Raw genomic sequence first — 26,548 nt, forward strand, 5'->3', positions numbered from 1 at the left:
TCACATGCTTACATTAAAACAGATGTGGGAGTTAACCTTATATCGCTACTCTTGCTTAATCTTTTTACTTATTTTCAACATACTCGGTACCTTATATGGATTTATTTGGTATGGTAATCAATTAGTTAAAACACCTTGGTATTTCTTGCCATTTATACCAGATAGCCCAATCGCTTCACTTTTTTTGTGTATTGTTATTATTTGTCTCATTTTTAATAAGCATATCCCATTTGTAGAGGCGCTTGCATTCGTAACTTTAGTTAAATATGGACTTTGGGCAATAATAATGAATATTCTCATGATTAATCTAGATCATAACTTAACCATAATGAATGTTTTTTTGATTATGAGTCATGGTATTATGGCGATTCAAGCTATTTATTTCTATCCTCGTTTAAAAATTAGGATTAGTGGGCTATTAGTGGCAATGATCTGGGTACTTAACAATGACTATATGGATTATGTTTTAAATAAGTACCCGTACTATGATTTTATTGAACAGCACAAAGAGATGGTAGGCTATATTGCTTTCTGGCTAAGTGTTTTTGCACTAAGTTTATATTATAATTTAAAAAAAATCTTATCGGTTAAATTATTTGATTAAATACTAGATAGTCAGTAGAATATGATTAAAGGAGAGTGGAATTATTGTCTATAATGTCTTATATAATATATATTGTCATTATTATGCTCATTCCTATGTGGGCACAACACAAAGTAAAATCTAACTATGAAAAATATGCACAAGTAAGATCAACAAGTGGTAAAACTGGTCGCGAGGTAGCAGAAGAAATACTTCATGCAAATGGTATTTATGATGTTGACGTAGTAAAGGGTGAAGGTTTCTTAACAGACCACTATGATCCTAAAAAGAAAGTTGTTTGTTTATCTCCTGCAAACTTCGATAGACCTTCAGTAGCTGGTACAGCTATTGCTGCACACGAAGTTGGACATGCGATTCAACATCAACAAGGGTATGCATTTTTAAGATTTAGAAGTGCATTAGTACCACTAGCTAATTTAGGTAGTTCATTAAGTTACATGATTATCATGTTAGGTATCATCTTAACAGCTATGGGTAGTGCATTTGGCTCAACAGCTTTATGGATTGGTGCTGGGTTAATGTCACTTGCAGTCTTATTCTCAATCGTAACTTTACCTGTTGAATTTGACGCAAGTTCAAGAGCAATGAAACAAATAACTGCATTAAACATTGTAAATGAAAAAGAATATAAACATGCTAAAAAGGTTCTTTCAGCCGCTGCAATGACTTATGTTGCTGCTACTGCGACAGCTGTTGCAGAACTAGTTAGAATTATTCTAATCGCTAAAGCAAGTGATAATTAATGAAATTAGGGTTATAGGTATAAAAAACAATGATGTAAAAACTACTATAAATTTTTAGTAGTTATTTAAAACTTTGAATGTTCAAATACCAAAATTTTTAACTTTAGATATCCTTATAAGAGAGTAGAACAATGAATTCAAGATGAATTCTGTTCTGCTCCTTTTTTATTTTTTAAATATAGCAGTATGATTTAAAATATAGTCTGTTCTTTTCATATTCATAAAATGCATGATTTTTTAATATGATATATACTTAATAAGAGTAAATAATAAAGGAGAAAGTGATCGTAATGAAATCTATGAAAGAAATGCAAAATGAAGTGGATGCGTACATTGGACAATTCAAAGCTGGTTATTTTTCTCCACTGGCAAATTTAGCACGTTTAACAGAAGAAGCTGGAGAACTTGCTAGAGAGATAAACCACTATCATGGTGAAAAGAAAAAGAAAGAAACTGAAGAAGATAATACAATTAAAGCTGAATTAGGAGACAATTTATTTGTTTTACTTTGTATAGCTAATTCATTAGATATTGATATGACTGAAAGTTTTAATGAAACAATGGAAAAGTTCAACACTAGAGATAAAAATCGTTTTGAACGCAAATAAATATAAACAAGAGGAGGATAGATTTTCATGAAAATAGGTATCACATGTTATCCATCTATGGGCGGTTCTGGTATTATTGCTACTGAGCTAGGAATAAAAATGGCAGAAAGAGGCCATGAAGTACATTTTATAACTTCCAATATTCCTTTTAGAATACGTAAGCCTTTACCTAATATTACTTTTCATCAAGTTGAAGTAAATCAATATGCAGTCTTTCAATATCCTCCATATGATATTACTTTGAGTACTAAAATTTCAGAAGTTATAAAGGAATACGATTTAGATGTATTACACATGCACTATGCAGTACCTCATGCAGTTTGTGGAATTTTAGCACGTCAAATGTCTGGAAAAGATATTAAAATAATGACCACGTTACACGGTACTGATATCACAGTGCTAGGTTACGACCATTCACTCAAAGGCGCCATTAAATTTGGGATTGAGCAAAGTGATATTGTTACAAGTGTGAGTCACTCTTTGGCACATCAAACTAAATCAATCATTGAAACCGAGAAAGAAATTGTTCCTATTTATAATTTTGTGCGTGAAAATGAATTTACAACACGTCATGATGAAACGCTTAAAGAAGTATATGGTATTAAACCTGATGAAAAGGTACTTATACATGTATCTAATTTTAGAAAAGTGAAACGCATAGATACTATATTAGAGACATTTGCTAAAGTTCATAAAAACATACCAAGTAAATTAATCTTGTTAGGAGACGGTCCTGAATTATTAGACATGAGAAAGTTAGCGCGTCACTTAGGTATCGATAGTGATGTACTATTCTTAGGCAAGCAAGACCAAGTAAGTGAATTTTACCAAATGTCTGATTTAGTACTTCTATTAAGTGAAAAAGAAAGCTTTGGATTAACTTTGCTTGAGGCAATGAAAACAGGAGTAGTGCCGATAGGTTCTAATGCTGGTGGGATTAAAGAGGTTATTAAACATGATGAGACTGGTTTCATTGTGGATATAGGAGATAGCACTAGTGCAAGTGAATATGCGTTACAACTGCTTTCAAATAAAGAATTATATAATAAAATGCAAACTGCTATGTTAAAGGATATTGATGTACGATTTGGTTCAGAATTAATAACTGATCAATATGAACACTACTATAGAAAAATGTTAAATCAAAAAGAGGATTAGTATGGGAACAGAACTATTTAATCAAGCAAAACCCATTTTAGAAAAAATAGAACAACATGGATTTGAAGCATATTTCGTTGGTGGATCGGTGAGAGATTACTTAATGAACAGACCCATTCACGACATCGATATTACTACTAGTGCTACACCAGATGAAATAGAAACAATATTTGACAAGACTATCCCAATCGGGAGAGAGCATGGCACTATAAATGTCGTGTATCAAGGAACAAATTATGAAGTAACAACCTTCAGAGCTGAAGCAGAGTATGTTGATCATCGTAGGCCTAGTGAAGTCTATTTCGTGCGTGATTTAAAAGAAGATTTACAACGTCGTGACTTTACAATTAATGCAATTGCCATGGATAAAAATTTTAATATTTATGACTATTTTGACGGTAATGCAGCATTAAATCAACATATTATTAAAACTGTTGGTGATGCTAAAGAACGGTTTAAAGAGGATGCATTACGCATTTTAAGAGGCTTACGCTTTCAATCCCAATTGAATTTTACTATAGAAGGTGATACTTTTGATGCGATGAAACATCAAATCGCAGATGTAGAACATTTATCTATAGAACGCATTGTCGTGGAATTAAAAAAATTAATTAAAGGTCAAAATGTAAGCCAAAGCTACCTAAACCTAATAGGTTTGAATTTCTTTAATTATGTACCTTTCTTTAGAAGTCTTGATATGAAGCAAACTAAAGTTAATTCACCAATAAGCTTTGAATTATGGTTAGCAATATTAATGACTGTTGAACAAACAAATACTTCACTTTCTGACTTAAATATAAGCAACAATGAGAAAACTAAAATCAATCAATATCATAAAATAATGCTAGAGATGCCTCATGTTTCATCTAAAGATCAATTAAAATTATTCGTTTATAACTATGGTATGAATAATATTTTAGATATCATTGCTATTAATTCAATACTTGAAGACAATAACATTAAAGTAGCCTCTCCGTTAATATTTAATCTTCAATCAATAAAAGAAATTGATCAACATTTACCTATTAGAAGTCGTAGAGATCTAAACATAAATGGTGGAGATATACTTAGAATTACGTCTAAAAAAAGTGGCCCTTGGCTGAAAGAAGTTCTTAGACAAATAGAAAATGATGTGTTAACAAATAAAGTTCCAAATTTAAAAGATGAATTATTGAAGTGGGTGAAAGAGAATGTCAAAATATAGTCAAGATGTTATACGTATGTTATATATACATCAATCTGAATATATTTCGGGACAATATATTGCTGATCAGCTAAATATTTCTAGAGCAGCTGTTAAAAAAGTCATTGATCAATTAAAAAAAGATGGTTGCAAAATCGAATCTATCAATCATAAAGGCCACCAATTAAATGAACTCCCAGATAGTTGGTATAATGGTATCGTATCTTATATTTTAAAAAATTCACAACTAGCTTCGGAGATAAAAGTATTTGAAAGTGTTGAATCAACTCAGATTATTGCTAAGCAAGAATTGGTAGATAATAATAAGTCTATGATTATATTAAGTGACGAACAAACAAAAGGAAGAGGTCGATTTAATCGTAATTGGGCTTCTTCAAAAGGAAAAGGCTTATGGATGTCTCTAGTATTGCGTCCAAATGTACCTTTTTCAATGATCCCAAAATTTAACTTGTTTATTGCTTTAGGAATTAGGGATGCAATACAATCTTTCACGAATGATAAAGTAGAAATTAAATGGCCGAACGATATCTATATTGCTGATAAAAAAGTATGTGGTTTTTTAACTGAAATGATAGCAAATTACGATTCAATTGACGCTATTATTTGTGGTATAGGTATTAATTTAAACCACAGTGACAGTGATTTCTCTGATGATATTAAACAGAGAGCAACAAGCATTCGTTTATATAGTAATAATAAAATTAATCGATACTCATTTTTAGAAAAGCTCATTTCATCAATCGAAAAACGATATTCACAATTTTTAACAAAGCCTTTTTCAGAAATTCGAAATGAGTATATTGAAGCCTCAAATATATGGCAACGCCAATTGCGTTTCACTGAAAACGACAAACAATTTATAGGTGAAGCAATCGATATTGATGACGATGGTTTCTTAATAGTTAGAGACGAAAATAATGAAGTTAGACACCTTATTAGTGCGGATATAGATATATAATGCGAATGACATGAAAATAAGGAGAGTTAGTTATGGGACACACAAGTTATGCAGTTGTAGATTTAGAGACAACTGGCAATCAACTTGATTATGATGAAATTATACAAATTGGTATTACTTTTGTAAGTAACAATAAAATATCTGGGACTTATCATTCTATGATTCGTACTGATTTGGAAATTCCTCCATTCATCCAAGCGTTGACTTCTATTGAAGATACCATGTTAGAGCAAGCCCCTTATTTTCATGAAATTGCACAAGAAATTTACAAACAATTGAAAGATTGTGTTTTCGTTGCTCATAATGTTGATTTTGACTTAAATTTTATAAAACAAGCCTTTCAAAACTGTAATATAGATTTTGAACCTAAAAAGGTTCTGGATACGTTAGAATTATTTAAAATTGCTTATCCTACTGATAAGAGTTATCAACTTAGTGAATTAGCAGAGGCACACGACATACCCTTAGACAACGCACATAGGGCTGATGAAGACGCTACTACTACTGCATTACTAATGATTAAAGCCTTTCAAAAGTTCGAACAACTACCAATAGATACATTAAAACAACTCTATTATTTAAGTAAAAATTTAAAATATGACTTATTTAATGTCTTGTTTGAAATGGTACGTCAACATGAAAATTCACCTTTAGATAATCAATACGGTCAATTCGAACAAATAATTTATAAAAAGCAAATTGATTTAAAAGCACCTAAAACAACATTTAATGGATCACTTAAAGAATTGTATAGTGAAGTAGTTAAATCACTTAATCTAACATATCGTCCACAACAACTATATTTATCTGAAATCATCCTAGAGCAACTCATGCACAATGATAAAGCGATGATTGAAGCACCTTTAGGTAGTGGAAAGTCATTGGCATATCTTTTGGCGGCTTTGATGTATAACATTGAAACTGGACGTCATGTCATGATTTCGACTAATACTAAACTGTTGCAAAATCAACTTTTGCTAAAAGATATTCCGAGTATCAATCAAGCACTAAACTTTAAAATTAATGCCACACTCATAAAAAGTAAATCTGAATACATTTCACTTGGCTTAATTAGTCAGATTTTGAAAGATGAAACTACCAACTATGAAGTTAATATTTTAAAAATGCAATTATTGACCTGGATTATCGAAACGGAAAATGGAGATATTCAAGATTTAAATCTTAAAGGTGGCCAGAAAATGTATTTTGACCAAAAGATTGAAACTTATGTAGCAGTTAGACATGATATACATTATTACAATTACATCAAACGAAATGCACATCATATTCAAATCGGAATCACTAATCATGCACATCTCATACACTCAGACCAAGAGAATTCAATTTATCAACTTTTCGATGATTGTATAATTGATGAGGCACATCGTTTACCTGACTATGCATTAAACCAAGTCACTAATGAACTCGATTATTCAGATTTAAAATATCAACTTGGTTTAATAGGAAAAAATGAAAATGAAAAATTATTAAAAGCGATTGATAAACTAGAACAACAACGAATTTTAGAACGTTTAGATATCGCACCGATAGATGTATTCGGTTTAAAAATGAATATATCAGAAATACATGATTTAAATGAACGTCTATTTAATCATATATTCGAAATCATTCAAAACTCTGACGTTTATGATGATGATATACATCGACACCATTATGTATTTGAATTTGATTCAACTCAGATACTTAAAGATTTGCATTTGATTGTTGATAAGATAAATAAGACATTAGAAATTTTTAATGGTATGACGCACAAAACAATTAAGACTTTACGCAAACAACTTTTATATATTAATGATACTTATCGAAATATAGAGCAGAGTTTAAAAGATAAACATACTGCGTACTTGTCCATTAGGAATCTAACTCAAAAGTCAACTATTAAGTTGATTGTTAAAGATTATGCAGTTCGTGATATTTTAACGACTCGCGTTTTAGATAAATTTAATTCATTAACATTTATTTCTGGAACATTGACGTTTAATCATAAGTTTGATGCCTTTAAAAATTGGTTTAAAGAAGATGTGCATTTTAACACGTATCAAGTTCCATCGACATTATCTAATCGCACGAATACGAACGTGTTTATTCCTAGTGATGTTAGTTCTTATAACTTCAAAAATATCGATGATTACATAGCATCTATAGTGGATTATATTCAAGAGTATGTAACAATCACTGATTCGAAATGTTTAGTGTTATTTACAAGCTACCGTATGATGCACATGGTACAAGAGTTATTAAATGAATTACCCACTTTTGAAGACTATGTAGTACTTACACAACAACAAAATCAAAACTATAAAATTGTTCAACAATTTAATAATTTTGATAAGACAATTTTACTTGGCACATCAACGTTTTTCGAAGGTTTTGATTATCAAGCTAAAGGTATTAAATGTGTTATGATAGCTAAACTTCCATTTATGAATAAATACAATACGAAACATTGGCTTATGGATTCTGAATTTGATTCTACCTTTAAGGACTATGTTTTACCCGACGCAGTTACTCGTTTTAGACAAGGTTTAGGTCGTTTAATTCGCAATGAAGATGATCAAGGGTTGATTGTCTCTTTTGATGATCGTCTTGTAAGCAGTAACTATAAAAACTTTTTTGCTCAAACTTTAGAAAATTATAAGCAAAAAAAGGGCGATATTAAACAATTTAGCAAACTTGTTAACAAAATCCAACATAATATTGATGCTAATAAATGATTCAAACTGTTATACATTGAGATAGTGTGTTCACATGCTAGAACTTCACAATTTATTTTGTTAAAATAAATAAGTATTGATTACAAAGAATGACAATTAGGAGATTGGTTATGAAAACAACGATTAAACAAGCTAAACAACATCTTAACCAAGAAGTGACTATTGGTGCTTGGTTAACAAATAAACGTTCAAGTGGCAAGATTGCCTTTTTACAATTACGTGATGGTAGTGGCTTTATGCAAGGTGTAGTGGTTAAATCAGAGGTTTCTGAAGAAACATTCCAACTAGCTAAAGAAATTACACAAGAATCATCACTTTATGTGACTGGTGTTATCACAGAAGATAACCGTTCAGATTTAGGCTACGAAATGCAAGTGAAATCAATTGAAGTTATTCACGAAGCACATGATTATCCAATTACACCTAAAAATCACGGTACTGAATTTTTAATGGATCATAGACATTTATGGTTGCGTTCAAAAAAACAACATGCTGTTATGAAAATCAGAAATGAAATTATTAGAGCGACATACGAATTCTTTAATGAAAATGGATTCACTAAAATTGATCCTCCAATCTTAACAGCAAGTGCTCCAGAAGGAACAAGTGAATTGTTCCATACTAAGTACTTTGATGAAGATGCTTTCCTTTCTCAAAGTGGTCAATTATATATGGAAGCAGCTGCAATGGCTCATGGTCGTGTATTCTCATTTGGACCAACTTTCAGAGCTGAAAAATCTAAAACTCGACGCCATTTGATTGAATTCTGGATGATTGAACCAGAAATGGCATTTACAAATCATGTGGAAAGTTTAGAAGTCCAAGAACAGTATGTATCACATGTCGTTAAATCTGTACTTAAAAATTGTCAATTAGAACTTAAAGCACTAGATAGAGATACGAGTAAACTTGAAAAGGTTTCAGCACCTTTCCCAAGAATTTCTTATGATGATGCAATTAAGTTCTTAAAAGAAGAAGGTTTCGATGATATTGAGTGGGGCGAGGACTTCGGTGCACCACATGAAACTGCTATTGCAAATCATTATGATTTACCGGTATTTATTACAAATTATCCAACTAAAATTAAACCATTCTATATGCAACCAAATCCAGAGAATGAAGAAACAGTTTTATGTGCAGATTTAATTGCACCAGAAGGTTATGGTGAAATCATTGGTGGTTCTGAACGTATTAATGATTTAGAATTATTAGAACAACGTATAGATGAACATCAATTAGACGCTGAAAGTTATAACTATTATTTAGACTTACGTCGTTATGGTAGTGTGCCACATAGCGGATTTGGATTAGGGTTAGAGAGAACTGTTGCTTGGATTTCTGGTGTGGAACACGTAAGAGAAACTGCTCCATTCCCACGATTATTAAATCGTTTATATCCATAAGTTCTAATCCCACATACCATATTAATTTACTCGTCCAGTCAGCATGTTGACTGGACGCTTTTTCAACTTTAAAGAGGGGGAATATCAATTTGAATAAAATTCAACTCAAAACACGTCCTGTCGTCGTTAGAAGAGAATTATTTGACCATTATAGTGAATTAGGACTGACAGAAAAAGATTTAATTATTTTAATTAAATTGATTTATGCCTCTGAAACAACAAATAAACAACCATCCATCGATGAGTTGAAATTAGGCTCAGATATGGAACCACGTGAAATAACTAGCATCATTCAGCATTTAATTCAAAGGGATTTATTACAACTTCATGTAAAAAAGGACGAAGAAGGTAAATTTACGGAATATATGAATTTAGATGGTTTCTATGAAAAATTAAGCAATATTTTATCTCAAGATCATTCAAAACAACTAACAAATCAAGCTCAACAAAATTTTAAAGACCTTTTCCAATATATAGAATCCTTGTTTGCTAGACCTATTTCACCATATGAAATTGAAACACTTAATCAATGGATTGACACAGACAAGCATGACTTTACTTTAATTAGAGCAGCGTTAGATGAAGCATATAGTCATGACAAACTTAGTTTCAAGTACGTAGATCGTATATTGTTAAATTGGAAAAAGAATAATGTCACAACTACTGAAGAATCTAAGAAAATAAGAGAACAATTTAACAAGCCATCTATGACACATACGGTTAATCATATACCAAAATTTGATTGGTTAAATGGGGAGAAGTTAGATGATAAGTAAAAAGAAAGCACTAGAAATGATAGATGTCATAGCTGATATGTTTCCAAATGCTGAATGCGAGCTCAAACATGATAATGCTTTCGAATTAACAATTGCAGTCCTTTTATCAGCTCAATGTACCGATAATTTAGTAAATAAAGTTACACGTACGCTTTTTCAAAAATATAAAACGCCTCAAGACTACTTGAATGTGGATATCGAAGAACTGCAAAATGATATACGTTCGATTGGCTTATATCGTAACAAAGCGAAAAATATACAAAAGCTTTGTCAGTCACTACTCGAACAATTCAATGGTCAAATTCCTAGTACTCATAAAGAATTAGAAAGTTTAGCTGGAGTCGGTCGTAAAACAGCAAATGTTGTTATGAGTGTAGCTTTCGATGAGCCATCATTAGCAGTTGATACGCATGTTGAACGTGTTTCTAAGCGACTAGGAATTAATAGATGGAAAGATAATGTGACACAAGTAGAAGATAGATTATGTAGTATTATTCCAAAGGAAAGATGGAGTAGAAGTCATCATCAACTTATCTTCTTTGGTCGCTACCATTGTTTAGCTAGAAAGCCTAAGTGTGACATATGTCCCTTACTAAATGATTGTAGAGAAGGGCAAAAACGTATGAAAGGGCAATTAAAGGAAGCTTGATTAAATGATTAATAAACAAGAATTTGATGAAATTGAAGAGTTACTTGATGAATACACTAAACAAAGAGCATTAAATTCATCAAACGCTAAGCCAGTAATCGATAAGTACTTTGATTTAATAATTCAATTTTTTAAAGAAATTAATGAAATTAAAACTATTGATTTCAAATTATTAGATCAATACCCAGTAGTTCCAATGAACTTTGAAGAACGCTATCGATATATGTTAGCTAGAAAATATCACTTTATGGGTTATAGTCAAATGAAGACTTTAAAAAATGAATTAATTAAAATGAATGCGTCATACCAAATTAGAAGAAAGCGACAAAGTTAATACTATAACAGTAATTAGCCAGTAAAATGAGTTATTTAATTCATCTACTGGCTTATATTTATACTCAAATATTTAATTTTTATCAATGATTATAAAGAAAGGCAATTTCTATTTGATGTAATAGAAATTGCCTTCTTTTAATTATTTAACATTTCAAAAACACTATGAGGACTTTTTAAAATCGAAAATATTATTTAAATTAAAGATGTTTGAAAGTGTACTTCCGACAGTATTAGTACCTTGTGTTGTTGAATTATTGTTTGTAGTTCCTGAATTAATATTGCCACTATTATTAGTGTTACTACTATTAGAATTACTTGAGTTATTTGAACTATTTGAGCTATTTGATGAACTTGAGCCACTGCTACCATTTACTTCACGATTAGTCGTGTTGTTATCTGGGTGACCACTTACTGATAAATTATCAGCACTTGAGCCATTAACTGAATCTGGTTTCTTGAAGTCACCATCATCACTTGAAGTAATATCAGACATAACATCCTCATATAAATATTGTGGATATTCTTGTTCTGAGTGACCTAAGAATGAGTTAACGCCACCTTCTTTAATTTCACTGAAGCCCATCCAGATAGATATTGTGTATTTAGGTGTGAAACCATTTATCCAAACGTCTTTTGCAGCGTTATCAGGTAGGTTATATTGTTGGTTAATTTCAGTACCGTAAGTACTTGTACCAGTTTTAGCACCCATAGTAACGCCTGATACGCCATGTCCATAGGCTGAACCATAGGCTTTGAATGTACCTGTAAGCATTTCAGCTAACATATAAGAAGTGTAGTCTTTCATAGCTTTATGACTTGTATGGTCAAACTCAATTGTGTCATCATCAGCTGTTACAACTTTTTGGATAGAATGTGCATTATTGTAAGTACCGCCGTTAGCAATTGCTGCGAAAGCAGATGCTAATTGAGTAGGTGAGAACTCAGAAGCGCCACCACCAAGTACATCAGAAGGGCCAATGTCACTTTGATAATCTAATCCAACTTTTGATGCGAATTTCTTAGCTGCATTATCCCCAGCTTGTGAATTAACTTGTTGCCAAGTTTTAAGCGCTGGAATGTTGAAACTTTGTCTTAACGCATCATACGCAGTTACAGTACCATGTCCATTTCCATCATAGTTACGGAATGTACCACCATCTATTGAATAGCTTGATTCGTCTTGAATTGCATGATTCGTAGCCCATTGCATGTTTTCAATAGCTGGACCATAAGCTAAGAACGGTTTCAATGATGAACCAGTTAAATGCGCATCAGTTGCAGCGTTATTGTCAACAACGTCCTTGAAGTTACGACCTCCAGAAATTGCAACTAAGCCACCAGTCTTACTATCAAGAATTGTAGAACCAACACGTTGGTCTTCATTTTTATAGTAATTACCGTTGTCTATACGATCTTGTAATGTTTTTTGAACATCTTTGTCCATATTTGTATAAATCTTAATTCCACTTTGAAGAACATCACTCAAGTTTTTATTCTTGAATTCTTTATTGTTCATCAATTCAGATTTAACAAAGTTCACATATGAATCGTATTCTGAATCAGAGTTATCAGTGCCAATTTGACGTTCCTTAGCTGTACGATCTACTAAATTAGCTTTTAAATTAATTTTCTTAGCGGCATTATACTCTTTATCAGAAATTCTGTTGTGATAATGCATTAAGTAGAGTACAGTGTTTTTACGATTTTCCGCTTGTTTAGGGTTGTCGTAAATATTATAAAGGTTAGGCACCTGTGGTAAACCTGCTAAATATGCTTCTTCCGCAAGATTTAAATCTTTCAAATCTTTATTGAAGTAATATTTAGCTGCAGCTTTAACGCCATAAACACCATCTGAATAATAAATTTTATTTAAGTACATTTGGAAGATTTCATCTTTACTGTACTCTTGTTCTAGACGGTAGGATAGGTAAGCTTCTTGTGCTTTACGTCCGATAGATTTCTCTTCACTTAAGAATGCTCGTTTAACTACTTGTTGTGTTAAAGTAGATGCACCTTGTGAACCAAATCCACCAGTCAAGTTTTTACCAATGGCACCAAATAAACGTTTATAGTCAATTGCACCGTGGTCATAGAATCGGTTATCTTCAGTTGCTAACACAGCATTTCTCATATTTTTAGGAACATCTTTTAACTCAACATGTTCTCTTCTTGCGCCGTTATCTAATTTTTTTACTAAATCACCATTTTTGTCGTAAATTTCTGCCGGTTTAGGATCTTGTAATTTAGATTCGGTAAATGCAGGAGCTTTCCATGCATAATACGCAAATAATAAAATGCCTAATAGAACTAAAACGATAAAGGCAATTAATAAAAAGCCAATAATCTTGATAATCGTTCTTTTCACATTCTTATTCTTTTTTGCTTTGGACTTCCCATTTTTACCATTTTTAGGTTGAGAAGATCCTTTATTTTCCGTCATACGCGGTCCTCACTTTCATCTAATATCAACTTATCAACTGCATTGAGGTAATTTAATCTTGGTTGATACTGATAAGGAATATAGTAACTATTTTTTCTTATTTCTTCAACTGTTATTGATTTTTTTATTTCATTTTTATATCTATCCCAATATTTTTGGAATTTGGAAAATGGCAATAAATATGCTTCATCAAGTAATTTGAATCTTATAATTAAAAATACAATTCCTTTTTGAAGAAATGCATTTTTCATATGTTCTACTTGATGATCATGAATATTATTCAAAGGAAAAGATGTTTTATTTTTAGTTTCCTTTGCTTCAAAATCAATATAATGACCATTATAAACGCCATTATAATCTGTAGTTGAAGGTGTACGAAAGTAAGCCTCATTTATAACTGCTTTACTTCGCTTGGGATAATGAACATTAACGATTTGAACAGGTGTTGGTTTTTTATGGATAACCGCTTTACCATGTTTTAAATAATAATCATTTGAAAGTTCAATATCCTTTTCAAGAGTCATACCACGGCCACCATATTCTATATTACTAAAATTCGATTTACCGTTTCTTCCGACCATAGTCGTATTTCCCTTAAAAGGTTTTCCATTAGGGTAATTCATTTAATTCACCACACAAGTTTGAATTCATATAATAGTGGTTATGTAATACTTACACTAACTAATACTATTAATAATCATTTATGTAAAATGATTATATGTTCAAACTATGATAGATAATAATAAAAATAGACAAATAAGTATTTAATCTTATCTATGAATTTCATTATTAATCTACTTTATTTTAACGTTAATTAACTAGTAAAACAATATTTCAATGTATTTATCCTGTTTATATAGCTAGCAATTTAAATGACGGTTAGTTTAAATTATGATAAATTAAATTGAATATAAGGGGGGCGTCTTCATGGATACTATGTTGATAAATGATTTAATCAATGAATTACATACAATAGAAGATCGCTATAATATTGTTAAAAATTCCGAGACGAACTTTGATTTTTATGAAGTAGTTTACCCTTATTCGCAAGCGATAGACACTAAGTTAGAAAATCTCATTAAATTAAAACCCCAGATTATTCAATTGAGTTATATGAATGCTAATAAGTTTGATTTACTAATTAAGTCATATAAAGAATTATCAGTAGATTGTCACTTTTATAGAACAAGCAAAAAGCTTTTTAATGAGAAGTTAAAAGCTGTTAACTACGATTTAAATTATATTTATCAAACTATTGAAGGGTGATGTTGAGCATTTGAAAACTGTGTATGTAACAGGGTATAAATCTTTTGAACTAAATATTTTCAAAGATGACGCACCTGAAGTATATTATTTAAAAGCTTTTATCAGACATAAATTATTACAATATATTGATGAGGGGCTTGAGTGGGTACTTATTCAAGGACAACTTGGTATTGAATTATGGACGGCTGAAGTAGTTATTGATTTGCGAGTTGAGTATCCCGATTTAAAATTAGGAATTATAACGCCTTTTTATGGGCATACTTCTAAGTGGAATGAACAGAATCAAATGAAGTATAATAAAATTGCTCAAGAAGCTGATTTTATGGAAAGTGTACATCATACCGAATATGAAGGACCATATCAATTTAAACAAACAGATCAGTTTATGTTAGATCATACAAATATGACTATACTTATATATGATGAAGAGCAAGAAGGAAGCCCAAAATTCTTTAAAAGGATGTTAGTTGATTTTATAAATAAAACAAACTATACTTGTGATATTGTGGCATTTGATGAACTCACTGATTTTATAAATGATATGCAGTGGGAGCAAGTTCAAAGTTTCGAATGAGGTGGAAAAAATGGCAGATGTTTCTTTAAAGCTTTCAGCAAAAGATATCTATGAAAAAGATTTCGAAAAAACTATGGCCCGTGGTTATCGTCGTGAGGAAGTAGATGCTTTTTTAGATGATATCATTACAGATTATCAAAAAATGGCTGATATGAATAATGAAGTTGTAAAATTGTCTGAAGAAAATAACAAATTAAAAAAAGAAGTTGAAGAATTAAGACTAAGAGTGGCAACAACAAGACCTTCTGACAATAAATCGTTTTCTTCAAACAACTCAAGTTCATCAAACAATAATGTTGATATTTTAAAAAGAATTTCAAATTTAGAAAAAGCTGTTTTTGGAAAGTAATCTAACTTAGCTTAATTAATGAATGTTATCAATTGGATATTTTTTGTCTAATAATAAGTATTCAATTAACAACAGATATTCTTTAAAAATATCTGTTATAGTATAAAAAATTATGATATAATCGCAAAAGTGATATTTTGGGTAATCGCTATAGAAATATAGAGGAAAGTCCATGCTCACACAGTCTGAGATGATTGTAGTGTTCGTGCTTGATGAAACAATAAATCAAGGCATTAATTTGACGGCAACGAAATAACCTAAGTCTTATGATATGGTTAAATTAGTTTGAAAGTGCCACAGTGACGTAGCTTTCATAGAAATATGAAGGGTGGAACGCGGTAAACCCCTCGAGTGAGCAATCCAAATTTGGTAGGAGCACTTGTTTAGCGGAATTCAACGTATAAACGAGACATCTTTATTCGGAATATAAAGATTTGTAGACAGATGGTTACCACCGACGTACCAGTACAACTAGTGTACGTTATGAGTACAACGGTACAGAACATGGCTTACAGAAATATCATGAACTAGTTTAGCTCTCCCATTGATTGGAGAGCTTTTTATTTTTTTACTCATACATAATAAATTTTGTTAACATATAAATATATCTATAAAAAAGGAGAAAACGTAATGTTCCAATTATTAGCAGTTTGTCCAATGGGATTAGAAGCTGTTGTAGCCAAAGAAATCCAAGAACTCGGTTATGAAACACAGGTTGAAAATGGACGTATCTTTTTTGAAGGTGATGCTAAAGCTATTGTGCAATGCAATTTATGGTTACGCACAGCTGATCGTATTAAAATTGTTGTAGGCCGTTTCAACGCTACAACATTTGATGAACTTTTTGAAAAAACAAAATCGCTACCTTGGGAAAACATTATTGATAAAGAAGGGCAATTCCCAGTTCAAGGTAGAAGTGTTAAATCAACATTATATAGTGTACCTGACTGTCAAGCTATTACTAAAAAAGCGATTGTTGAACGTTTAAAAAAAGCTTATGATGAAAAAGGCTGGTTAAATGAATGTGGTGCTAAATACCCTGTTGAGGTAGCTATTTTAAAAGATAATGTATTATTGACTATCGATACCTCAGGTTCAGGTTTGAACCGTCGTGGATATCGTATTGCTCAGGGGGAAGCTCCTATTAAAGAAACGTTGGCCGCGAGTCTGGTACGACTTGCCAATTGGAAGGGAGATACGCCTTTTATAGATCCTTTCTGTGGTTCAGGTACTATTGCCATAGAAGCATGTTTAATCGCTCAAAATATTGCACCAGGCTTCAATCGAGATTTTGTTTCTGAAGAATGGAATATTATGCCTCCCAATATTTATGATGATATGCGAGATGATGCTGATCAACAAGCTAATTACGATAAAGACATTCAAGTATTTGCATCAGATATAGATCCTGAAATGGTTGAAATTGCTAAACGTAATGCTAAAGAAGTCGGCTTGGCAGATATAATCCAATTTAGTGTTAAAGATGTGAATACATTAACAATTGATACCGATGAATCAGTAGCTTTAGTTGGAAACCCTCCATATGGTGAACGAATTGGAGATAAGGAAGAAGTCGAAGAAATGTATCGTTATATTGGTAAATTAATGAATCAACATTCACATTTATCAACTTACATCTTGACTAGTAACAAGGAATTTGAATTTTTAGTTAATCGAAAAGCTACTAAAAGAAGAAAATTATTTAACGGCTATATTGAATGTACTTATTATCAATATTGGGGTAAAAAGCCAACTACTATATAATTTTTATTAAATTTGTAAATTTTTCTTAATGTAGCTAATAATATTTAATTAATTTAATCAATTCATTAGCACTCTTATTATTACTGATGTAAAGTGATAGTAAGAGTGTTAAATATAGATACAAATACATAAATTTATATACATCTTAGTTAGGAGAGAAATAATATGCAAACAGTATTAATAATAGGCGCAAATGGTAAGGTCTCTATCGAGGCTACTAAAATATTTTTAGAGGATTCTAATTTTAATGTAGATTTATTTTTAAGAAATGCGCATCGAATTCCTGATTACGCATCAAATCGAGTAACAGTTTATGAAGGCGATGCAAAAAACTCAAAAGATTTAGAGCAAGCACTTGATAAAGTTGATGTTGTATTTGCTAGTCTATCTGGTTCATTAGATATCGAAGCACAAGCTATTGTAGATGCTATGTCTAAAAAAGATGTTAAACGATTAATCTTTGTAGCTGCCCCTGGTATTTACGATGAATTACCAGCTAAATTTAATGAATTTAATAAATCTCAATTTGGAGAGAAATTGACAAAATATCGTAAAGCTGCAGATATTATTGAAGCATCAACATTAGATTATACAATTATTCGTCCAGCATGGCTTACATTTAAAAATGAGACAGATTACGAAGTTACATCGAAGGATACTCAATTTAGAGGAACAGAAGTTTCAAGACGCAGTATTGCAAGTTTAGCTGTACGTATAGCGAAAAACCCAGAATTATATTCTAAAGAAAACATAGGTGTTAATAAACCAAACACTGATGGAGATAAACCAGCTTGGTTCAATTAACTATTCTTTATATTTGTTTCAAACTATTGTTGTGATAAAATTTAATAAATAGGTAGCGAGTCAGAAATAAAAATTAAAGTTTTTACTTTAGTAAGTATAATTTTTGTTGAATAAACTTAAACAGTATATTTAATTTTAAATCTGCCTACCCGATTAAGAATAGCCTGTTACATTAAGTATGTCTCAGGCTGTTACTTTTTTATTTGAATGTTTGAAACAAAGGGGACTTAGCATGGCTAATAATGAACAATTAGATATTTTATATAAATTAAAAAAAGAAGTTGAAAAATCAAAAAATTCAACTTTAATACATACTATTAATCAAGTAATAAAAAAGGTATATTTAAATCAATATACCGCTTCTTTTGTTGGTCACTTTTCAGCGGGGAAATCTACATTAATTAACTTATTATTAGAACAAGATATTCTTCCAAGTTCACCAGTACCTACCACAAGTAATACTGCAATCGTATCAGTTGCAGACAAACAAGAAATTATAGCTAATTTAGAAAATCAACAATATACAAAATTAATAACATATGATGAAGTCAAAAAAATGAATCGTTTAAATGTAGATGTAGAGTCTGTTGAAATTAATTTTCCTTCTTCAAAATTCAAAAATGGTTTTACGCTTCAAGATACACCTGGGGTAGATTCAAACGTAACTACACATCAGTCTACAACTGAACAATTCATGTATACAAGCAACATTTTGTTCTATACAGTAGATTACAATCATGTACAATCTGCATTAAATTTTCAATTTATTAAAAGAATGAATGATGTAGGTATACCAGTCATTTTTATCATTAATCAAATCGATAAACATAATGAAGATGAAATTACTTTTGAAACTTTCAAACAAAGAGTCAATAAATCAATAGAAGATTGGGATATTAAACTTACAGATATTTTCTATGTAACAAAATTCGATCATCCCGAAAATGAACTTTCACGTCTTTCTCAATATTTAATACAGAATGATAATTATAGAGAACCTATTGAGGATTATGTAAATCGTACAGTTAAGTTTATTACAGAGGCTCAATTAGGATATATTCAAAATGAACTACAAGATATTCTAGAACAGCTTAATATAAATGAAGATGAATTTGAACAAGCCTATGCTAAATTTCAACAAAATCAAGCCGTTAGTGAAGAAGCTCGACTCTTAAATAATCCTGATCAATTATTAAGTTTTTTAAAACAAAAGCGAAAAGATATATTAGATAATGCATACATTATGACACATGACATGCGTGAAGATATTAGACATTATCTTGAAAGTATGAGTGATGATTTTAAAGTTGGCGGCTTTTTAAACAAAAAGAAGAAAAAAAAAGAGGAACAAGAAGCACGCTTACAGAATGTTGTTTCTAAACTTCAAGACAAAGTTAATCAACAAATTCGACAACCCTTACGAGAGGACATGTCATTTTTAACACGTTTTATTAATAACTCTGAAGTTAATCATGATGTATTAAATCAACATTACGAAATAGATTCAAGTTTAATTTCCAATTTATATCAACCTCAAACGAGTATAAGTAATACTTATGTACTTACTTTTAGTGATGAAGTGCTTAAAGCTATTACTAATTTTGTAGAAAAACAATCCAATCCGTTATTTAATCAAGCGATTGATCATACACAAGCGCAAGGTTTAACTGAAGAAACTAATGATGATCTACAGATATATGAGCATTATATTGAATTACAAAATTTAAAAGAATCTCTAACAACTAAAAATTATCAACATTATTATATCCATATGGATGACTCTTTAGATAAATTAATAGGAAGAACTGAAGCAAACTATATTTTAGAAAACAATGATCAAGTTTTAGAAAAAGATGAGAGCGCGTCTGATGAAAATTTAAATGAGCGTAATACTAAAAAGGTTAACATTCAAGAAGCATTAAACATTATTGAACCTGTACCATTATTTGATAGAACAAAAAATGATATTAAAGATACATTAGAACGATTAGAAAATAAACTTGTCAAAATTGGTGTATTTGGTACATTCAGTGCAGGAAAAAGTAGTTTAATTAATGCCTTATTAGGTGGGCAATACTTAGTAAGTTCACCAAATCCTACAACTGCAGCTACGACTGAATTATCTTACGGTGAGGATAGTCAAATCACACTTAAAACTGAAGAACAACTATTAAATGAACTTAATCAACTCATTGAATACCATAATGTTTCTTTCGAATCACTCGAAGCATTTGTCCAATCTGATGTACCACAATTAAAAAACAAATTAGAAAAGAAGCAACTTGCTTTTGTAAGTGCAGTTCACAAACATTTTTCTATATATAAAGATATGTTGGATGAAGGTATGAAACATACGATTTCTCAAGAGGAAATAAAAAAATGGAGTGCTGAAGATGAGTTTGCTACTTTTGTTAAAACCGTGCACATCAATTTACCATTAGAATGGTTGAAAGGAAAAATAATCGTTGATTCACTAGGCTTACATTCAAACAATCAACGTCATACAAACGAAACTGAACAAATTTTAACTTCATCCGATTTAATTTTATATGTGAGTTATTTTAATCATTCATTTACAGATAATGATAAAAACTTCATCGAACATATGAAAGAGATGAATCAACTTAATGAAAATCAAGCATTCAAAATGGTTATCAACGCTGTAGACCTTGCTGAAAACAGTGATGATTTAGCTGCGGTAAAACATTACGTTAAAGATGCTTTAACTCAAGTAAACTTGAAGTCAGATATCTTTGGTGTTTCAAGTAGAAAAGCATTGAGAGGGAACGATGAAGGTATTAATCAGCTGCGTCATAGCATTGACCAATTTGTAGAAGTTGATTCAAATATAATTTTAGAGCAACAAATGGTTAAACAACTTGAGCAAATCAATATTTCTTTCGAAGAGATGATTCATGATTATAAAACTAACCAATCTCATATTGAACAACGTCAGCATCAATTGAAGAAATATCAAAATGAACAAAGGTTACCAAATCAATTGCTATTTACTACAGAACAACATACTAATAATGAAGTTGAAGATCAGATTTATCATTTAAATGGCAGATTAAAATTACAATTATTGGATGATGTTAAAAGTATATTTAATAGTCAGATGACTCAAAATAGTGATTTTAATGATGAAAAGAAAATTTCTTCTAAAGCATTTTTAGATCAAATACATCAACGACTATATTTAGAACAAAGTTTATTAGTTGAACGAATCAAGAAATATTATAACCGTCAACTTAGCGAACAAGTCGCACCGACAATCCAAAAATTAAATCAATTGCATGTATTTATTAATTCAGATTTTTCAATTATGCCTAATTTTACTGAAAAGGCATTCTTGCGTGTTGATTTAAATGACATGATTAATGCTTTACCTAAACAATTAACGAAACGTCGAATTTTGAACCCAAATACTCAACGAGAGTTACAAGAACAAATCAGTTCAAATACGTTGGAGTTATTACAAAATCAAATTAGTGAATTTAGACAGGCATTGATTCAGTATGTTGCTTCGATGAATAAAGAAACTGAAGAGAAATTTGCGCAAATTGAGGATGCAATTCAAGATCAAATCGATGAATTATTATCATTTAATTTAGACAATACATTAATCGAGCAATTACGTATTGCGAATCAAAAATTAAACGCACTATTAAAATAGAAGGAAGGCACAAAATATGAAAAATCGTGTCCTATTAGTAGATGGAATGGCTTTATTATTTAGACATTTCTATGCTACAAGTTTACACAATCAATTTATGTATAATTCAAAAGGTATACCAACTAACGGAATTCAAGGTTTCGTTAGACATATCTTCACAGCAATAAATGAAATCAATCCTAGTCATGTAGCTGTATGTTGGGATATGGGACAATCCACTTTTAGAAATGATATGTATACCAACTATAAGCAAAATCGTCCAGCACCACCAGAAGAGCTTATTCCACAGTTTGACTACGTCAAAGAAATTTCAGACCAATTTGGATTTATAAATGTTGGAATGACTAATTATGAAGCTGATGATGTGATAGGAACTTTGGCAAAAACATTTTCTGATAATAACGAGGTCCACATCATCACTGGAGATAAAGACTTATTACAATGCATTAATAATAATGTAGAAGTTTGGTTAATAAAGAAAGGATTTAATATTTATAATCGTTATACTTTAACTCGTTTTAATGAAGAATATCAGTTAAATCCACAACAATTAATTGATATTAAAGCATTTATGGGTGATTCTGCAGACGGATATCCTGGTGTTAAAGGTATAGGTGAAAAAACAGCTCTTAAATTAATTCAAACCTATGGAAGTGTTGAGAATGTATTATCCAATATTGAACAATTGACTCCTGGACAACGTAAGAAAATTGAAGCAGATAAGTATAATTTAACTTTGTCAAAAAAGTTAGCCGAAATATTTACTGATGTGCCACTAAATAGCATGGAAATTTATAGAGATATGGCTTATGCACATTCACTTAACCACATACTTTCAATTTGCAACGAACATGAACTTTATGTTTCTGGAAAATATATATCAACAAAATTATAATTTAGTACAAAGACTCAAGACCTATAATGTGTTTTGAGTCTCTTTTTCAACTGATTTATAACGATTCTCAATATTTATATTTTTTTATTTTATTAAATTAAAATCTATTTCACACTCAATTAAATTAATGATATTATTAAATAGAACAACTACTGAATTGTTCATTTCATAATGATAATTGAAATTAACACCCGAGAGGAGTTGTGAAACTTTTGTCGAGCAATTTTTTATGTTCTAATGACTGAAAAAATTAAGACAATAAATATGGTAACTTAATTATCAATCCATTTGATATTGAGCTATGTGTTATCGGAATTACTTTTTCAAAACTACTCATAACATCAACATCAAGAATATACAACATAGAATAGGAGAGAAGCACATCAATGAATCATCGAGATAAACTGCAAAAGTTCAGTATTCGAAAGTATGCAGTGGGAACTTTCTCAACATTAATCGCCACGTTAGTATTTTTAGGAACGCATACTGATCAAGCCCATGCGAGTGAATATACCAATACGACAGTTGAAAAAGCACAGCAAAGTACTGAACCACAAGCATCCCGAGACAATAATAGTAATCCAAATGATGCAATAACAATTCAAAATGATCAAACTCCTGATCAAGCTGCAGAAATCAATAAGCAATCAAAAGAAAATGACAAGATAACTACAGAAAAAAATGCAATAGAAACTCAAACAAGCGAAAAAGAAATTACTAATTCGACATCAACATCTATTAAAGAAAAGATGGAAGAAAGATCGCCAGTCACTAAAGATGAAAAAACAAATGAACTGAAAGAAAAATCTTCATCGATCGTAGGGACGCAATCTTCGAATCAAAGTAACCATGATGATAAGCTAGACACACCTAAAGAATCTAAGTCGGATAACAAACAGAAAATTGATGACAAAAACATTTCTAAACTGACTAATCTTACTCAAGAAATTCAAAGTAAATTATTAGAAGTTGAAACTATAGAACCTTCAAATCCTCATATTGAAGAAGCGAAAAAATTAATTGTAGAAAGTAGTCGTTTCACTCAATCTAGTAATGTCTCGCAACAATCACTTCTAGAATTAGTTACAAGATTAGAGCGAACGCGTAATTCATTAGCAAATGTGATTACTCGTTCTCATTCAGGTAAACGCGATCCAAGAAACGGTCAACAAATTGAAAAGGGTACTAATTTTAGATTTACAACTTTAAATGGTCGTTGGAATGCCGGTAGAAACGTCATTGTGTACCAACATAACTATGCCTCATTATCTGATGGTAGGGCGTTAGGTACTGGTCAACAAGTTAATGGTGTGGAAAATATTACATTTAGAAAGACCGTAATGCGTGCTTATTATAAACGTGATGGAAATTCAAAATACTTAGTTTATGATGTTTTCTTCAACAATGATGGATTTAATTTCATTCCACGTGGTTCTCAACATCGTCTAGGTATGACATTGCTATTACCATATAAAGTAATGAAATTAAATTCAGATGGCTCATTTTCGAGTGATTCAGTTAGAAATCTATCTTATACCGCTTATGAAAGAAGAAGTGGTAGTAACAGTCTATTGAGTGAGTCACCGAGCGATTTTATCATCGATCCAGATAACAGTACTCAAATGTTTGATATGCTAAATAGCAATCAACATGACTTTGGTCACACAACATTTTATCTCAGTTATGGTGTTCGTCCTGGCAGAAGTTATAATTCTGATGCGAACGAATATTTCCACTCAAATAGAAATAATCCTGATTTGAGAAGAGCAGTCGAAGACCAAAGAGGCATTTTCAGTGGTTGGAACTATGGAATTGGTATTCAAGTGGATCCCAACCATCCAGAAGGTGCAAATCGCGCTTATCACATGCATCTTGAAGTTAAATTAAGAGATAATGTGACGAATGCAGAATTGGAAAACGCTTGGTCATATGCCAACACAGCAGCAATGGGTGGTACAAGTAAAACTGCCTATACTGTTTTATCAGGTCGTTTATTACCTGAAGATAGTGCATTAACTTCTATCGAAAATCAGCCGCCATTAAAACCAACTATTAACTCTAATTTAGTAGGTAAAGCAACAACAACTTCTGTCATCGACGTTTCTACTGATCCGAGTACTAAAGTAGAAATTTTCGATAAAAATGGCAATAAAATTGGTACAGGTACTACAGGTTCTAATGGACATGCTTTCATTACACCAACTCGTCCTATACCTGAAGGTAATGTCACTGCAAAAGCTTATAATCACAGTGATGAATCAAAAGTTTCAACATCCGATCCTAAATTAGCAACTGACACGATTCCACCTACAACACCAGTCATTAACACTCGATTAGTATATAAAGCTGGTACATTAACACCTATTGATGTTTCTACTGATCCAAACACACATGTTGCATTAATTGATAAAAATGGACGTATTTTTGGAGCAGGTACAACGGATGCTAGTGGTCATGTGATTATTACGCCAGATCGAGTTATTCCTGAGGGAAATGTGACTGCGAAAGCTACAGATAATGCTTTACATCCGAATAGTTCTGTTTCGATTCCTGTTCAAGCGACAACACTTATACCTGTAATGAAACCAGTCATTAACACAGATGTTGCAGGTAAAGCTTTCTCTACACCAGTTATCGACATTACATCTACACCAAATACGCGAGTAGAACTATTAGATAAAAATAATAATGTCATCGGTCGTGGAATTACTGGTTCTAATGGACATGTGAATATCACTCCAGATCATTATCTTTTCGAAGGTAATATCACTGCAAAAGCATATGATCAAACTGATGCAACTAATAATGCAACATCTGATCCAAGACACGTTACTGATACAACACCACCTAGAAAACCAGTAATTAATACTAATTTAGTAAATAAAGTGGGTACGAGAACACCTATTGATGTTTCTACAGATGTTATGACTAGAGTGGAAATTTTTGATGAAAATGGAAAAAGTTATGGTTTAATTCTTACTGGAATAGACGGCCACGGTATTGTTACGCCAACAGCACCACTACCTTTAGGTAAAATCTACGCACGCGCTACAGATGGTGCAGAGACACCTAACTCAATAGACTCTGATCACGTATCAGTAACAGATACTATTCCACCAACAGTTCCAACTGTCGATACAGATTTAACTGGTAAAGCAACAACTTTAACACCGATTACTGTTACTACAGATCCAAATACACGAGTGGATTTAATTGATAAAAATGGGCACATTATAGGTACAGGTACGACTGACGGAAATGGTCATATAATAATCACTCCTACAACACCTATTGTAGAAGGTAATGTGATTGCCAAAGCGTATGACCCTGCTAACAACGTTTCAACGTCTGCACCTAGAAAAGCGACGGATACTACACCACCAACTAAACCTAGAGTCACTTCACCATTAGTTGGAAAAGCAGGTACGACTGATCCGATTACAGTTACAACTGATCCGAATACGAATGTTCAATTATTAGATAAAAATGGGCAAATCATAGGTACCGGAACAACAGATAGTTCAGGTCGAGTGTCAATTACACCTACAAGACCTATTCCGGAAGGTAATGTCACTGCCAAGGCTATAGATAATGCAGAACATCCGA

21 protein-coding genes and 1 other RNA gene are annotated in these 26,548 nt (G+C 31.4%); 20 read left to right on the plus strand and 2 right to left on the minus strand.

What is annotated here, in order from left to right; genetic code table 11:
• Positions 1–4 precede the first annotated feature (4 nt).
• The 11 genes from HMPREF2715_RS06065 to HMPREF2715_RS06115 all read left to right on the plus strand — a co-directional run bounded on the left by HMPREF2715_RS06065 (position 5) and on the right by HMPREF2715_RS06115 (position 11,172).
• A complete protein-coding gene (locus HMPREF2715_RS06065; RefSeq protein WP_070839643.1) occupies positions 5–604 on the plus strand; it encodes a DUF1405 domain-containing protein in 600 nt (199 codons plus the stop codon).
• A gap of 44 nt (positions 605–648) precedes the next feature.
• Positions 649–1,347, plus strand: coding sequence for a zinc metallopeptidase (locus HMPREF2715_RS06070; RefSeq protein WP_037550453.1), 699 nt, complete (start codon positions 649–651; stop codon positions 1,345–1,347).
• A 290-nt stretch (positions 1,348–1,637) separates the two neighbouring features.
• Positions 1,638–1,955, plus strand: a complete 318-nt coding sequence (locus tag HMPREF2715_RS06075) for a nucleotide pyrophosphohydrolase (RefSeq protein ID WP_070581668.1) — start codon at positions 1,638–1,640, stop codon at positions 1,953–1,955.
• A gap of 27 nt (positions 1,956–1,982) precedes the next feature.
• Positions 1,983–3,113 carry an N-acetyl-alpha-D-glucosaminyl L-malate synthase BshA gene (gene bshA, locus HMPREF2715_RS06080; protein WP_070581670.1) on the plus strand — a complete coding sequence of 377 codons (1,131 nt, stop codon included), beginning with the start codon at positions 1,983–1,985 and terminating at the stop codon, positions 3,111–3,113.
• A gap of 1 nt (position 3,114) precedes the next feature.
• A complete protein-coding gene (locus tag HMPREF2715_RS06085) occupies positions 3,115–4,317 on the plus strand; it encodes a CCA tRNA nucleotidyltransferase (RefSeq protein WP_070839646.1) in 1,203 nt (400 codons plus the stop codon).
• The gene (locus HMPREF2715_RS06090; protein WP_070581674.1) at positions 4,304–5,275 is read left to right on the plus strand and encodes a biotin--[acetyl-CoA-carboxylase] ligase; all 972 of its coding nucleotides are present in this window, start codon (positions 4,304–4,306) and stop codon (positions 5,273–5,275) included. The genes HMPREF2715_RS06085 and HMPREF2715_RS06090 overlap by 14 nt, the downstream gene beginning before the upstream one ends.
• A 32-nt stretch (positions 5,276–5,307) precedes the next feature.
• Positions 5,308–8,010, plus strand: coding sequence for a helicase C-terminal domain-containing protein (locus tag HMPREF2715_RS06095; protein WP_070839648.1), 2,703 nt, complete (start codon positions 5,308–5,310; stop codon positions 8,008–8,010).
• A 110-nt stretch (positions 8,011–8,120) separates the two neighbouring features.
• Entirely contained in the window at positions 8,121–9,413 is a 1,293-nt protein-coding gene (asnS, locus tag HMPREF2715_RS06100) for an asparagine--tRNA ligase (RefSeq protein ID WP_070442981.1), read from the plus strand.
• A gap of 89 nt (positions 9,414–9,502) precedes the next feature.
• Positions 9,503–10,189 (plus strand): DnaD domain-containing protein, encoded by a 687-nt coding sequence (locus HMPREF2715_RS06105; protein WP_070442984.1) that lies wholly within the window; start codon positions 9,503–9,505, stop codon positions 10,187–10,189.
• Entirely contained in the window at positions 10,179–10,838 is a 660-nt protein-coding gene (gene nth, locus HMPREF2715_RS06110) for an endonuclease III (RefSeq protein ID WP_037550432.1), read from the plus strand. The genes HMPREF2715_RS06105 and nth overlap by 11 nt, the downstream gene beginning before the upstream one ends.
• A gap of 4 nt (positions 10,839–10,842) precedes the next feature.
• Positions 10,843–11,172: a YpoC family protein gene (locus tag HMPREF2715_RS06115; protein WP_037550426.1), complete on the plus strand. Its 330-nt coding sequence runs from the start codon at positions 10,843–10,845 to the stop codon at positions 11,170–11,172.
• A gap of 162 nt (positions 11,173–11,334) precedes the next feature.
• Here the strand turns inward: HMPREF2715_RS06115 and HMPREF2715_RS06120 are convergent, their stop codons facing one another.
• Positions 11,335–13,614, minus strand: coding sequence for a transglycosylase domain-containing protein (locus tag HMPREF2715_RS06120; RefSeq protein ID WP_070581678.1), 2,280 nt, complete (start codon positions 13,612–13,614; stop codon positions 11,335–11,337).
• Positions 13,611–14,237, minus strand: a complete 627-nt coding sequence (recU, locus tag HMPREF2715_RS06125; protein WP_070581680.1) for a Holliday junction resolvase RecU — start codon at positions 14,235–14,237, stop codon at positions 13,611–13,613. Before recU ends, HMPREF2715_RS06120 begins: the two co-directional genes overlap by 4 nt.
• Positions 14,238–14,541: 304 nt before the next feature.
• Here recU and HMPREF2715_RS06130 point away from each other — a divergent pair, with 304 nt between their 5' ends.
• From HMPREF2715_RS06130 to HMPREF2715_RS06170, 9 genes are all read left to right on the plus strand, one after another.
• Positions 14,542–14,880: a DUF1798 family protein gene (locus HMPREF2715_RS06130; RefSeq protein WP_070581681.1), complete on the plus strand. Its 339-nt coding sequence runs from the start codon at positions 14,542–14,544 to the stop codon at positions 14,878–14,880.
• Positions 14,881–14,890: 10 nt separating this feature from the next.
• Positions 14,891–15,454 (plus strand): SLOG family protein, encoded by a 564-nt coding sequence (locus HMPREF2715_RS06135; protein ID WP_070581683.1) that lies wholly within the window; start codon positions 14,891–14,893, stop codon positions 15,452–15,454.
• Positions 15,455–15,464: 10 nt separating this feature from the next.
• Positions 15,465–15,803 (plus strand): cell division regulator GpsB, encoded by a 339-nt coding sequence (gene gpsB, locus HMPREF2715_RS06140; protein WP_037550412.1) that lies wholly within the window; start codon positions 15,465–15,467, stop codon positions 15,801–15,803.
• A 133-nt stretch (positions 15,804–15,936) separates the two neighbouring features.
• Positions 15,937–16,320, plus strand: an RNA gene (gene rnpB / locus HMPREF2715_RS06145) — RNase P RNA component class B.
• A 113-nt stretch (positions 16,321–16,433) separates the two neighbouring features.
• On the plus strand, positions 16,434–17,567 hold the full coding sequence (locus tag HMPREF2715_RS06150; RefSeq protein WP_070839651.1) for a THUMP domain-containing class I SAM-dependent RNA methyltransferase: 1,134 nt from the start codon (positions 16,434–16,436) through the stop codon (positions 17,565–17,567).
• A gap of 165 nt (positions 17,568–17,732) precedes the next feature.
• Complete coding sequence (locus tag HMPREF2715_RS06155) at positions 17,733–18,371, plus strand: SDR family oxidoreductase (protein WP_037537074.1); 639 nt, start codon at positions 17,733–17,735, stop codon at positions 18,369–18,371.
• A 232-nt stretch (positions 18,372–18,603) separates the two neighbouring features.
• A complete protein-coding gene (locus tag HMPREF2715_RS06160; RefSeq protein WP_070839655.1) occupies positions 18,604–22,047 on the plus strand; it encodes a dynamin family protein in 3,444 nt (1,147 codons plus the stop codon).
• A gap of 16 nt (positions 22,048–22,063) precedes the next feature.
• The gene (locus HMPREF2715_RS06165) at positions 22,064–22,942 is read left to right on the plus strand and encodes a 5'-3' exonuclease (RefSeq protein WP_070581693.1); all 879 of its coding nucleotides are present in this window, start codon (positions 22,064–22,066) and stop codon (positions 22,940–22,942) included.
• A 386-nt stretch (positions 22,943–23,328) separates the two neighbouring features.
• A partial coding sequence (locus HMPREF2715_RS06170; RefSeq protein WP_141757444.1) for a YSIRK-type signal peptide-containing protein occupies positions 23,329–26,548 on the plus strand: 3,220 nt, incomplete at its 3' end.

This window comes from Staphylococcus sp. HMSC062A01, assembly GCF_001836805.1.
In the GTDB taxonomy this organism is placed as follows: Bacteria; Bacillota; Bacilli; order Staphylococcales; family Staphylococcaceae; genus Staphylococcus; species Staphylococcus haemolyticus.